The sequence below is a fragment of the Flaviaestuariibacter amylovorans genome (genome assembly GCF_039541815.1).
GTDB classification, from domain to species: domain Bacteria; phylum Bacteroidota; class Bacteroidia; order Chitinophagales; family Chitinophagaceae; genus Flavisolibacter; species Flavisolibacter amylovorans.
Genome location: NZ_BAABGY010000007.1, coordinates 228,684 through 241,795, shown reverse-complemented (window position 1 = coordinate 241,795; position 13,112 = coordinate 228,684). Strand labels below are relative to the sequence as shown.

7 protein-coding genes are annotated in these 13,112 nt (G+C 56.8%); 1 reads left to right on the top strand and 6 read right to left on the bottom strand.

Annotated features, from left to right (window positions below):
* Positions 1–358: 358 nt before the first annotated feature.
* The gene (locus ABD937_RS09520) at positions 359–694 is read left to right on the top strand and encodes a hypothetical protein (protein WP_345255354.1); all 336 of its coding nucleotides are present in this window, start codon (positions 359–361) and stop codon (positions 692–694) included.
* A gap of 165 nt (positions 695–859) precedes the next feature.
* Here ABD937_RS09520 and ABD937_RS09515 read toward each other — a convergent pair whose 3' ends face one another.
* The 6 genes from ABD937_RS09515 to ABD937_RS09490 all read right to left on the bottom strand — a co-directional run bounded on the left by ABD937_RS09515 (position 860) and on the right by ABD937_RS09490 (position 13,057).
* The gene (locus ABD937_RS09515; RefSeq protein WP_345255352.1) at positions 860–1,720 is read right to left on the bottom strand and encodes a glycoside hydrolase family 16 protein; all 861 of its coding nucleotides are present in this window, start codon (positions 1,718–1,720) and stop codon (positions 860–862) included.
* A gap of 63 nt (positions 1,721–1,783) precedes the next feature.
* A complete protein-coding gene (locus tag ABD937_RS09510; protein WP_345255351.1) occupies positions 1,784–2,932 on the bottom strand; it encodes a glycoside hydrolase family 88/105 protein in 1,149 nt (382 codons plus the stop codon).
* A gap of 42 nt (positions 2,933–2,974) precedes the next feature.
* Positions 2,975–3,907, bottom strand: a complete 933-nt coding sequence (locus tag ABD937_RS09505) for a formylglycine-generating enzyme family protein (RefSeq protein WP_345255349.1) — start codon at positions 3,905–3,907, stop codon at positions 2,975–2,977.
* Positions 3,908–4,150: 243 nt separating this feature from the next.
* The gene (locus ABD937_RS09500) at positions 4,151–5,680 is read right to left on the bottom strand and encodes a sulfatase family protein (RefSeq protein ID WP_345255347.1); all 1,530 of its coding nucleotides are present in this window, start codon (positions 5,678–5,680) and stop codon (positions 4,151–4,153) included.
* Positions 5,681–5,684: 4 nt separating this feature from the next.
* Positions 5,685–8,834, bottom strand: a complete 3,150-nt coding sequence (lacZ, locus tag ABD937_RS09495) for a beta-galactosidase, LacZ type (protein WP_345255345.1) — start codon at positions 8,832–8,834, stop codon at positions 5,685–5,687.
* Between the two features lie 176 nt (positions 8,835–9,010).
* Positions 9,011–13,057, bottom strand: coding sequence for a hybrid sensor histidine kinase/response regulator transcription factor (locus ABD937_RS09490; RefSeq protein WP_345255344.1), 4,047 nt, complete (start codon positions 13,055–13,057; stop codon positions 9,011–9,013).
* Positions 13,058–13,112: the final 55 nt, after the last annotated feature.

Here is a 13,112-nt window from a genome sequence, read left to right as displayed (position 1 = left end):
AACAGGTACTGTTGTGTCAAGAACAGGCCCCGCTCCCACACAGGCCGGGGAACCCGCCGGAAGATGCCCGCTTTAGGGAACAGCTGCTGTGCGCGAAGTGGATACCGGTCGGCAATCATCTGGACTTGGTGGCCTGAAAAATACAACAGCCCCCATTTTTTAACTTGTTTGCCCCCTCCGCAAAATGAGGAAGCCGGATAGCTTTATCGGATCAATTGATAAAAATTCCGCATGCCCGTTTAGAGAACGCGTTGAGACCAGAACAGCAGTCCCAGGCTCAAGTGCTAAAGGGCACAGTCCCCGGGCCTGTAAGAACCGATGATCATTTGCCGATACGATCGTTATGAAAGCAACACCTATGACCGACCCGCTGCTGCACCAGGAACCCGCCGACAGGTCCGGACATGAAACAGCCGCCGCACCGCTTCTTTCTGACGACGACCCGCTACTATTTTATCCGTTCCCGGTCATCGCGGATAGTCCTTGCATATTTGCCCTGAACGCCAGCGCAGCTATCAAAGGAGAAATCGAGGTGAGCATTTCCGATGCGTGTGGAACATTGATCCTTAGCAGAAAGCTGAATCGGGCGAATAATGTTGCGGTAAGACTGAACGATGGCCTGGGCAGGGGATCTTACCAGATCACGATCGTACAGGGCAGGGAGACGATCATAAGAAGATTAGCTGTATGTTAGACACCATCACTTTTCCACTTTTCAAAGCAATCGTTGCCGGGTCCTCTTTCTAGGGGACTTTCTTTTGCACGGGCGTTCATGTACGCCGGATGCGACTGTTGCACAGGCTTCGCGGCGAATCAAAAAGAAGCTAAACGGGGTTCCTCTTGATTTTCGAAGCATTCCCTATGGCTTCTGGTATACGCGAACGTAGTCGACTTCGAAGCGGTTCGGAAATCGCGTGGCGTTCATGGGACCTCCGCGTTGTCCGCCCATCGCCAGGTTCAGCAGCAGGTAATGCGGCTGCCGGAACGGATTGACCCCACTGCCGTCTTTGTTCACCAGCTTGTCCAGTTCCACCCGGTTGAGGAGTTGATCGTCGACGTACAGTTCGATGGCCGAGGAGTCCCAGTCCATCCGCCACACGTGAAACCGCGACGCCCAGGCCGCTCCGCCCAGGGAGTCGGTATTAAAAGTATTACTGTACCACTCGGCTTTCCGATCGGGCCCGAGACAGGCCACATTGGCCAGCAGCTTGCCGCTGTAATATTCCATGATGTCGATCTCCCCGTTCGCCGGCCAGCGGCCCGATGTACCAAGCGTCCACCACGCCGGCCACAGGCCGGGGCCGATGTCGATTCGTCCCCGCATCACAAAGCGCCCGTACTGCCACGCATGTTTACCATTGGTATGAATACTGGACGCCGTGTAATCGATCGACTTTCGCCGCTTGCGCCAGTCCTGGCTGCCCTCTTCATAAAGCGGGTTTGGCAGGCTTGCTTTTCTTCCTTCGATCACCAGCAGTCCGTTGGCACACCAGGCGTTTTCCTCGGTGTACCACTGCGCTTCGTCATTGCGCACAAAACCCTTTTCGTAACGCCAGTTGCTGGCATCCGGTTTCCCTTCCCGGTTGAATTCGTCGGCCCACACCAACCGGTAGCCTTCGCCCCGGAATGCTGTCTCCGTATGGGCGCTGCCGCCGATCGGCCGGCAACCGCTTTGCGCCACTACGATGCTACCCAGGAACAGGGCCCTTGCTATGTTCATGATCGCTCCCATGTTCTAATAGTCTTTGGTTTACCGAAAGCCCAAGCTGATGCCCTGAGCCGGTTATCGCTCCAGAAAACGATACATTTCGCAGGCGGCCAGGAGAAAGGCGCCTACGCCGAAATTCGACGTGGAGTTTTGATTCACGACCTGTCCCGGGATGGCCCGTTCGCCGATCGGCTGCACGTATCCCACTTTGCCGCCGGCCTGGAGTGCCGTGCGGGAGAGGTAGTTCCAGCTTCGCTGTACAACCGGCAGGTAGTCTTTTGCCTCTAAGTAGCCGTTATTGACGCCCCAGAGCAAGCCATAGGTGAAGAACGCGGTACCGCTTGTTTCGGGACCGGGTGCATGCGCCGAATCCAGCAGGCTGCGTGTCCAGTAGCCTCCCGGTTGCTGCGTTGCCCTGATGGCCACGGCCATACCTTTGTACTTCGCAATATATTCGTCGCGGTGCTTGTCCGTAGCGGGTAGGTCGCGCAGCACCTTGGCCAGGCCGGCAAATACCCATCCATCTCCACGCGCCCAGAAATCTTTCTTTCCGCCGGTGCTCTTATGCTTCGGATAAACGTATTTGGCATCGCGATAATACAGCTTCGCTTCAGGGTCGTATATGATGCTGTTGGCATAGGTGAAATATTCGTGAAGCTTCTCGAGGTAGAGAGGGTTGCCGGTGAGCTTATGGAGCTTCGTCATCACCGGCATCACCATGTACAGCCCGTCGGCCCACCACCAGTAGTCGTTGCGGGCTGTGCTCATCTGGTATTCCATCACCTCCCGTGCCCGGGCCACCCTGGTCGAATCCGGTTGAAGGGTATAGAGATCGACATAGGTCTGAAAGCAGATCTGCCAGTCGCCAAACAGCACGTAGTCGTCCTTCTCCCCGTACGTGAATTTCCATTCCGACTTGTTATCACTCTTCGCTCCTTTCCATTCGTTGTGGGTTGCCCATTCTTCGGAATACCTCCGGTAGGCCTCTTCCCTGGTAAGGAAATAGGCCTCCATATTGCCGGTGTGGTAGGCCGCCACATCCCAGAACGATCGCTGCTTCGGCGAATTGCCTGCCTGCCAATGATCATTTACCTGCCGGATGATGCCCAACACCTCTTCTTTCGACGTGCCCATGGTTTGCCGGGCCGCGTTTTTTTGCACGGAACAGGAGGCCAGCGCCATCAACACCGCCATAACACCGAAATAGAATCCTCTTGTGCGCATCTGTTTGAACGTTTAAGTCTGGTCATAAAATTGGCTCGCCGGCTACTTCGTCACCACATCCTTCACGCACCGGAAGCCCGTATGCTCGAGGCCCGTATCCGGACTGCTTTTCATTCTGCGGGCCACGCGGTAGCCGGAGCAGTAGCTGTCGTTGCACAAAAAGCTCCCGCCGCGTAAGACCCTTTTTGCAGCGTAAGGATCCTGCGGGTCGTGGCTTTTTTCCGGGCCGGCGGGGTTTACGCTTGTCCGGCCCGACAGCGCTTGGTAATGGTCTGCCGCGTACCAGTCGTTGCACCACTCCCATACATTGCCTGCCATATCGTACAAGCCCAGTTTGTTGGGCGTGTAGCGTTTTACCGGGGCCGAGGTGACGTAGCCATCCCGCTGCTCGTTGAGATAGGGAAACTTCCCTTCCCAGCTGTTGGCCTTCGGTGCACCGGCATGCACGTGCTCGTTACCCCAGGGATAGACCTGGCTTTCCTGCCCTCCCCTCGCGGCATACTCCCATTCCGCTTCGGTCGGCAACCGCTTGCCTGCCCACTTGCAATAGGCAAGGGCATCGAACCAGCTCACATGTACCACCGGGTACTCCTCTTTTCCGTCGATGGAGCTTCCTGGTCCTTGCGGATGCCGCCAATCGGCGCCGGGCACCCAACTCCACCAACGCGAAAAATCGTTGAGGTCAACAGGGCCGTTGCCGGGCCGGAAGACCAATGAAGCCGCCACCATAATGCTGTCGGGTGGTCGTTGCGCGCCGGCTGGGAGGGTTTTCTTCAGCTCTTCCCAAACCGGCCTTTGTTCAGCGGTAGTGATATAGCCGGTTGCGGCAACAAACGCCCGGAACTGTGCGTTGGTGACCTCCGTGGCATCCATATAAAATGCAGATACCTGCACCCGATGCTTCGGGAACTCGTCGGCGGAGGCCTGGCTGTTGTCACCGCCCATGTCGAAGCTTCCGGCAGGTATCAGGACCATTCCCGCAATAGAGGTATCGTTTCCCTGGGCCAGATCCATGGGAACGGGTCCGCCTGCAAACCGCGCGGGTGCGGCCATACACGAAACAGTGGAATCGTGCGTTGCCAGAGCCTGTTGGTCTCGTCGGTCGGCCTGACAGGCCGGAGCACCGGCGATCAATATCCAAAACACGAATACATATACTGGATGGAAATGCTTCACTCGGGTCAGCCGGTTATGATCAGAAATCTTGTTTTGAAAATGCTACCTGTTCTGCCTGATGTTTTCGAGCAGGGCTTTCATCTCCGCTACTTTACCAGCATGCGACGCAGCGAGGTTCGTGGTTTCGCCCGGGTCTTCGGCCAGGTTGTAGAGTTGCGGCTCCGGCAGGTTGCCCAATTCCGTGTTCGTTTCCTTGTTTATTCTCGGCCCCTTCGAAGGCTCGATGTACTTCCAGTGCCCGACGAGAAGCGAGAGCGTGGAATGGAGCGATTGCTCCACCAGAAACGCCCGTGGCTGCTGACTTTGGTTCAACAGAACCGGCAGGCTGTTCTTACTGTCCGGAGCCTGGCCGTTGTCGACGGCTACGCCAGCCAGGGCCGCCAGCGATGCATACAGGTCGACCTGGCTGAACAGGGCATCGTTCACTTTTCCGGAGCCGATCGTTCCTTTCCAGCTTACGATGAACGGAACCCTCGTTCCGGCCTCGAAGGCGCTGTATTTACCACCCCGGTAGATGCCGCCGGGCCGGTGACCACCCAGCCGGTCCACCGCCTCGTCTTTGTACCCGTCGTCGACCACCTGCCCGTTGTCGCTGGTAAAAATGACGAGCGTATTTTCCAGCAGCCCGTTTCTTTTCAGTATTTCTTCGATCTGCCCAACGGTCCAATCCAGCTGCAGCAATACGTCGCCCCTCGGACCGAACCCGCTTTTATTGGCAAAGCGTTCGTGCGCGATCCGGGGCACATGTATGTCGTGCGTTGAGAAGTAGAGGAAGAACGGGTTAGCCTTCTGCTCACTGATGAAGGCAGCCGCTTTTTGTACGAGCACATCCGCGAAGTCCTCATCCCTCCACAACGCCGACTTGCCGCCGCTCATGTACCCGATCCGACTGATACCATTGACGATCGTCATGTCGTGCCCGTGCGAAGGGTGCAGCCGCAGGATCTCTGGATTTCCTTTGCCCGTCGGGGCAGCCGGATCTACCGGTGTCTTGTAGCTGACGGTGATCGGGTCGTCCTTGCTCAGGTTCTGCACCCGGTGATTCTCGACAAAGACGCAGGGCACCCGGTCGCCGGTGGCCGGTATCAGGAATGAGTAGTTGAACCCGATCTCCAAGGGACCCGGTGCGATCTTCCCGTTCCAGTCGGGCCCTTTCTCGTCGCCAAGTCCCAGGTGCCATTTTCCTACCACCGCGGTGCGGTACCCGGCTTTCTGCAGCATTCCGGGAAGTGTGGTGGTGGTAACCGGTATCAGCAGCTTTGCATCGCCCGGTGCGATTCCCGTCCCCTCTTTCCGCCAGGCATATTTGCCCGTCAGCAGCGAATAGCGCGAAGGCGTGCAGGTAGCCGCGGTAGCATGGGCATTGGTGAACCGCACGCCCTGCTTCGCCAGCCGGTCGATATTGGGTGTCGGAATGGCCGAAGTGCCGTAGCTGCTCACGTCGCCATATCCGAGGTCATCGGTATAGATCAGGATGATATTGGGCTTTTTCCGCTTGCCGGCCTGTGCCTGCACCGTGTGGGCAATGCCCAGCGCCATCCACACCAACAAGAGGCGGGTCACTGTTTGCATATAGTTAGTTTGAGAGCGGCTCGATGATGTAGCTATACGTGTACCTGGGCTTCGTAAGCAGGTAAGGCTGATGGGGAGGCGCGCCCCAGCTGTTATCTCCCCCAACGCCGCGCTGCGCGAGGTCGATATGCACCGACGTGAATTTGCGCTCGTTGAGGTTGGACGGATGCTGCTGCTTCTTCGTGACACCGGGATCCAGGTCTTCGGCCAGGTAGGGCAGCGCGCTGAAGCAAATGGGCTGCAGGCCGGTGATCTTTAGTCCCCTGTTCTGCGCATCATACAACTGCACCCAGCGGATATCGGTCTTATACCCGTTCTCCTGCGGGCGGACGTAATTGGCCACGAATTGCTCGCCGGCCTTCTGCCGGTACCTGCCCACAAAAGCGGCGGTGTTGCGATCGCTGTAGTTTTCCCAGGGGCCCCTGCCGTAAAAGTCAATTTGCTCGTAGCTTTTCGGAACGGAGAGCCGCATACCGAAGCGGGGCATCTCCGGGAGCTTTTTGTCTCCCATATCGATGGAGGCCGTCACCTTGATCGCGCCGTTGTTCAGGAGCTGGTACACGAGGCTATACGGTACGGAGGTGGCTTGCATCAGGTACCGGCACTCAATCCGGAGGCCGTCGTTGTCCTGTTGGTGCACGATCACGGTATCGAGTTGCAGCAGTCCATGAGCGCTGCGCCAGAAACCGAGCCTGGCGGGCATCTGGCTGCCGAAGTCGTTGTCGGTGGGCGCCCGCCAGAAGTACGGCTCGGGGAAGCCTGCCATCACGGAATGATTCCCTGACCGGTACGCGGTCAACTTGCCCTGCCGGGTATCGAAGCTGCCTTCGATGCTGCCCGACCTGAAATGGATCCGGTTATCCGCCTGCCGCACCTCCAGGGTGCCTTTTGCCGCAGCGACACCGGCAAAGAAAGAACGGCTGCTGCTTCCAAACTGTTCCCGCGCCACTTCATGGCCAGCCGGAATCATCTCGGTCGGCGCTTTCGCCATCGCAAAAACATTGAGCATATACTCGCCGTCATTTCCCATCACCGGCAGCTTCACGGTCACCTCCGACGAAAGGCCCGGTGCGGTGGACAGGGAGAACGTATCCGAGGAAACCGGCAATCCATCTTTCAGCAGTTGCCATTTGAACCCGTAGCCGGACAAATCGGTAAATGCAAAGTTGTTCTCCACGAGCAAGCGTCCGTTCCGCCAGTCTACATCTTTGAAGATGATATCCTGGTAGACCTTTTTCACCTCGTAGATGCCGGGGTGCGGACTACGGTCGGCGGCCACCAGCCCGTTGGCGCAGAAGTTCTCGTCGTTCTGCAGATGGCCCGCGCCGAAGTCGCCTCCATAGCCCCAGAAGGCCCGTCCATGCTGATCCTTGGTTTTGATTCCCTGATCCACCCAATCCCAGATAAAGCCGCCCTGCATGTGCGGACTTGCCTTGATAATATCGAAGTAGGTCTGGAAATTACCGCTGCTGTTGCCCATGGCGTGCGAGAACTCGCACATGATGTACGGCCGGCTCTTCGTCCTGTCGTTGGCGTATTTCTTCATGTGCTGGATCGAGGGGTACATCGGGCTCACGATATCCGTATTCCAATCTTCGTCTGACTGCTCGAACAGCACCGGCCGCGCCGCATCGCGGCCCTTCATCCACAGGTAGGCATCATGAAACACCTTGCCGTTGCCGCACTCGTTGCCCATGCTCCAGATGACCACCGATGCGTGGTTCTTGTCCCGCTCCACCATGCGCACGATGCGGTCCATGATCGACGGTGCCCATTCGGGCAGGTATGCCGGGTGCACGGTGGTGTCGAAATTGCGTTGCGGCAGCACACCCATACCGTGTATCTCCACGTTTGCCTCGTCGATCACGTACAGCCCGTACTCGTCGCACAGCTTCAACCAATAGGGATCGTTGGGATAGTGGGCCGTACGCACCGCGTTGATGTTGTACTGCTTCATCAGCCGGATGTCTTTCAGCATCAGCTCCCTTGTGGGCACATGACCTAACAGCTCGTCGTGCTCATGGCGGTTCACCCCATGCATCATCACCTTCTTCCCGTTCACCAGTAGCTGGGCATTCCTGATCTCTACTTTACGGAACCCGACCTTGGCAGCGGTGCTTTGGATCACTTTGCCGGACGGTTGCTGCAGCGTGAGCACGCAGTTGTATAAATGCGGCGTTTCCGCACTCCATTTCAGGGGATTCGGGATGCTGGCGCTAAAGGCAACGGAAGCGGACTTTTCGCTGCCGGCTTTTACGCGCTTCTTCTGGCTGAACATCAATTGGCCTTGGGTATCGAACAACTCCATCAGTACGTCCGCATCGCCGGCCACTCGGTTGTCGAAATTCCGCAGCACGACATCGGCAGACAACGTTCCGTTCCGATAGCGGGCATCCAGGTCGGCTTTCACGAAGAAGTCCCAAAGAGAAAGGGAAGGCAAGGCATACATGAATACGTCGCGCTCGATACCGCTCAACCGCCAAAAGTCCTGGTCTTCGAGGTAGCTGCCGTCGTGCCACCGGAATACCTGCACCGCCAGTACGTTCCGGCCCTTTTGCAGGTAGGGAGTGATATTGAACTCCGCTGCCGTTTTCGACGCTTTCGACATACCGGCTTTCTGCCCGTTGACATACACGAAGGCGCAGCCGGTTATCGAACCAAAATGCAGCAGCACCTGCTTCCCGCTCCAGCCTTCCGGTACGGTGAATTCTTTCCGGTAGGATCCTACCGGGTTATCGTTGCCTACGAACGGGGGGTTCTTCGGAAACGGGTAGATGATGTTGGTATAAATGGGCAGCCCGAAACCCTGCAGCTCCCAGTTGGAAGGTACCGGCAGGTTGCTCCAGGCAGCATCGTTGAACCCCGGCGCGTAAAAGTCGACGGGCCGCCTGCGGAAATCATCCGTGTATAAAAATTTCCAGGTCCCGTTCAACGATTGAAAAAAGGGTGACCGAGCGACGTCTCCGGCAAGTGCGTCGGCTTTGTTGGCATAGACCATAAAGGGCGCATGGGCCGCCTCCTTACCTTGTTCAAACAGCTGCGGGTTCTCCCAGTCGGCATGCTGCCCGTTGCCTTCCTTGGAAAGTAATAATCCAGGAAGGATCAGGACAAGTGTGAGGATCCGCGAAGCATGCAATCGAAGGCGCGTGGTCATCGTCTGGAGTTTTAAGTTCCTGCAATGCCAGCGGATGGTTGCATCCGATCAACAAGCAAAAAAAATGGCGGGAGATGCACCGGCAGGAGACGCGACTAAATTAGGACAACCGGGTCGCGGCGCTATTTCAAAATGAGGGGTGTAAACGTGCAAACTCCATCCGATAGAAATCGAACCTATTTTTTGTATTCCGAAGGAGAAACACTGAATTGCTCCTGGAAGCGTTTCCGGAAATACTTGATGTCGTTGAAACCCGCTTCGTATGCGGCATCCGTCACGGAGTACTTGCCGCTTTCCAGCAGCTTGACGGCATAGTTCAACCGGGTTTTCCGGATAAACTCGTTCCCCGACATACCCGTAACTGCTTTCAGTTTCCGGTAAAAAGTGGAGCGGCTCATGAACATGAGGCCCGCCAGTTCGTCGTTGTTGAAATTGCTGTTCGAGATGTTTTCCTCCACCAGCTTCATCAGCTTGTGCAGGAACTCCTCCTCGAAGGTTTGAATTTCGAAATTGCCGGTGCCCAGGAATACCTTTTTCGCATACAGCTCCTTCAGCTTGTTCCGGGAGTTGATCAGGTTGTGCACGTGCACCAGCAACAGTTGCGAGTTGAACGGTTTCGGCAGGTACACATCGGCGCCCTCGCGGATGCCCTGAACATGGTGCGTCATGTCGGACAGTGCCGTGAGCAGGATAATGGGGATGTGCGAGGTCAGCTTATCCGACTTCAGCTTGCGGCACAACTCGATGCCATCCATTTCGGGCATCATGATATCGCTGACAATGAGGTCCGGTACAATCTCGAGCGCTTTCTCCACCCCTTCCCTTCCGTTTGCCGCCGTTACTACCTCGAATGAGGTGGACAGGATCTCATAAACGTACTGCTGGATGTCCGCATCGTCTTCCACCACAAGGATGATGGGCTGCTCGGGAGCAGCGTTCACAGGCAGGTTCTCTTCGTACATAATTCCAGTATTTAGCAGGTTTTCATTATGTTGACTTGCAGGTTGAATCGGTGTGGGCACGCTAACCGTGGCGACCTCCGGTTCGAGCGTCGCAGGCAGCGTCAGGGTGAACAGGCTGCCCGAGCTCCCGTTGCTTTCGGCGCGGATGGTGCCCCCATGGAGCGTCACCAGCTCGCGAACAAAGGAGAGACCGATGCCGGTGCCGGAGATCGTGGTGCTGTCCTCTTCCTTACCCCGGTAAAACCGGTCGAAGATCCGGTTCAGCTCATCGGGCGGGATCCCCTTTCCGGAATCGTGGACGCATATCTCGCAGTCGCCGTTCTCCGTTCTGCCGACGCAGACCTTGATGCTGCCTCCGTTTGGCGTGAACTTGAATGCGTTGGATAGGATATTGAACAGGATGATCTCCAGCTTATTGGGATCGAAGGTTACCGAATGGAACTTTTGTTGGGTCTGGAAGCTGTAGGCGATGTTCCGGCGGCTTGCCTCGTCGGCAAACAGCAGGTACACGTCGCGGCAAAAGGAGACCATTTCACCCGCCTGCAGCGAAAGCTTCAGGCTTCCTGCCTTGGCCTTCTGGAAATCGAGCAGCTGGTTCACCATACGCAGCATCCGCTTCGATTGCTTTTGAATGAGGCGCAGGCTTTTCTCCACCGGCCGCTCCAGTTGCCTGGTTTGCAGCAGGTCGTCCACCGGTCCGAGGATCAGCGTCAGCGGCGTCCGGAACTCGTGGGAGATATTCGTGAATAACCGCTCTTTGAAATCGGCCAGCTCGTTCTCCTGTTGCCGGGCCAACTTACTCAGCGAGAGTTGGTTCTTCAGCGCTACCTGCCGCAGCCCGAAATAGCGGGTGAGCCAGAGCAGCAGGGTAAACACTGCGACGTAGATGCTGTAGGCCCACCATGTTTTCCACGGCGGCGGGATGATCACGATGCGGAGCTCGTGCGGCGCAGGGTTCCAGATCTTATCGCTGTTGGTGGCCTTCACCTTCAGCGTGTAGGTGCCCGGCCGCAGGTTGGTAAAGGAAACCGAACGGCTGTTGCCGGCATACACCCACCCGGTATTGAACCCTTCGAGCTGGTACATGTACTCGTTCTTGTCGGGCGCCCGGAAATCGAGTGCCGCAAATTCTATTTCAAAAATGTTTTCCCGGTAGTCGAGAGCGATGCTCTCGGTTTCATAGAACGGTTTCACCAAGATACCCGTATCGGTTTGCACCTGCCTGAATTCATAAGGCTGGTTATTGACCTTGAGGTTGGTGAAATAGATCGGCGGCGCAAAGCGGCTGATCGAGATGCTGTCTGGCAAAAACCAGGTGACGCCCTCAACCCCACCGAAAAGGAACCGGCCGCTTTGCTCCCGGAAGGAGGCATTCTCGGCAAAAACGTTCGACTGGATGCCATCACGCTTGTCGAAAACAGAGACCGCCTTGCTGTTCCTGTCGAGCCGCACAATGCCCTTGTTGGTGCTGGCCCACACATTCCCCCGGTCGTCCGGGATAATGGCATGAATATAATCATTCGGCAGGCCTTCGCGGGTGGTGTAGTGCTGCACCACAAGCTTGTTGCCGTCCACCCCCGAGATCTTGTTCAGCCCGTATTGGGTGCCGGCCCATACGTTGCCGAACCGGTCTTCCGCAAGGGAGAGGATCGTGTTGTTGCTGAGCGTTCTTCCCTGCTCGCCCGTTTGCAGGAACATGCGGAAATTATCGGCGGAAGCATCGTACAGGTAAAGCCCTTTATACGTACCCACCCAGAGCCGGTTTTTTGAGTCCACCAGCATGGCGCTGACGCGTGCATTCTGCAGCGCTCCCTTGATGCCAAATCCCGGCAAGTAGTTCCGGAACACGGGCCTGTTTCGCTTGTCGAACCCGGTGATACAGCTCAGGCCGTTCTCCTGGGTACCGATCCAGATCTTACCGCTCCGATCCTTGACCAATACATTGATCTTCCGGTCGCCGATACTGTTGGTACTGCTGTCGGGAACAAACAGATCCTGCGGTACCGGAACGCCGCCTTTATTCCGGACGCGCAACAACCCTTTGATGGTGCCGATCCACAGGTCATCGCCGTCCTGCAGGAACGCGCGGCTCAATATGCTGTTCGAAGGCACGGCAACGGTGGGTGTAACGGTTAAGGTGTTGAAAGTTTTCCAGTCGGACGAGTACAGGATCCCGCCGCCTCGTGTTCCCAGCCACAGCTTCCGGGCCGGATCCACATACACCGACAATACGTGCGTGCCCCCGTGCAGCTCGCCACCCTTTGCGCCGATATTGTTGAAGGGCTTCTGGTGAAGGTCCAGCTTGAACACGCCGGCGCCGTCGGTACCGATCCAAAGCAGGCCCGATGCATCTTCCTTGATGGCCAATATGATCTTGCTGTCGTGGGTGAACAGCCCCGGGGTATTCAGGTCGATCCGTTCAAACGAGCTGTCGGCCCGCCGGAACTTGTTCAAACCCTGGCCCCAGGTTCCCACCCACAGGGTTCCCCGCGAATCAAGCGCGATCCGGTAGGCGTTGTTGGAGCTCAGCGACGCCGGGTCATTGTCGTGGTGGCGGTAGTTGACGAACCCTTTGGTTTGCGTGTCGAACCGGAACACCCCCTTTTCCCAGGAGCCGATCCATAAGCAGCCCGACGACGAATCGGCCACGATACAGGTAATGTCCAATCCAGGGATACCGAAGTCGTAGGACCGGTCGTTCACCAGGGCCTGGTTTAGGTGCTTCAGCCCGCTATCGGTTGCGAGCCAGTAGCCCTTCTTCCCGTCGGGCTGAATATCGAATGTTTTCCAGGCGCTGTTTAGAATATGGAATCTCCCCGTTTTCTTATCGAGGTATTGAAAGCCCTTCCAGGTACCAACGAACAATTTCTCGCTGTCGGTATCCAGGAGCGAAAGGATATAGTCGGCATCGAAACCGCCTTTGTTTGCATGGGTGTTCGGGTAGTTGGTGATCATCCCGGTTTCGAGATGGTAGGCGCTGAGGCCACCCGACTTGGTGCCGATCCACAGGTTGTTGTCCTTCCCGTTGTGCAGTACTTCTACGGATTGGCTCAGCAGGTTGTTGCCCTTTCCGATGTCGTACTTAAGCAGCTTTTTCTCGTACCCGTCGAAGCGTTGCAAGCCGCCCCTGGTGCCGAACCAGGTGAACCCTTTCCTGTCTTGTAGTATGGACGTGACCTCGTTGTGCACCAGGTCTTCGGACATGCTGATGAACGAGCTGGCCTGCTGGGCGTAACCGGCAGCGGTTACCCAGAGAAGCATAAGCAGGCAAAGGTATTTTCTATTGGTAGCGGGCAAGCCCTCGTAAATTAAGCAT

What these genes read in the sequence shown, in the direction of transcription:
- ABD937_RS09520 (WP_345255354.1), top strand. Translation starts at nt 359, where the DNA reads ATGACCGACCCGCTGCTGCACCAGGAACCCGCCGACAGGTCCGGACAT.
- ABD937_RS09515 (WP_345255352.1), bottom strand. Translation starts at nt 1,720, where the DNA reads ATGAACATAGCAAGGGCCCTGTTCCTGGGTAGCATCGTAGTGGCGCAA.
- ABD937_RS09510 (WP_345255351.1), bottom strand. Translation starts at nt 2,932, where the DNA reads ATGCGCACAAGAGGATTCTATTTCGGTGTTATGGCGGTGTTGATGGCG.
- ABD937_RS09505 (WP_345255349.1), bottom strand. Translation starts at nt 3,907, where the DNA reads ATGGTCCTGATACCTGCCGGAAGCTTCGACATGGGCGGTGACAACAGC.
- ABD937_RS09500 (WP_345255347.1), bottom strand. Translation starts at nt 5,680, where the DNA reads ATGCAAACAGTGACCCGCCTCTTGTTGGTGTGGATGGCGCTGGGCATT.
- lacZ (WP_345255345.1), bottom strand. Translation starts at nt 8,834, where the DNA reads ATGACCACGCGCCTTCGATTGCATGCTTCGCGGATCCTCACACTTGTC.
- ABD937_RS09490 (WP_345255344.1), bottom strand. Translation starts at nt 13,057, where the DNA reads ATGCTTCTCTGGGTAACCGCTGCCGGTTACGCCCAGCAGGCCAGCTCG.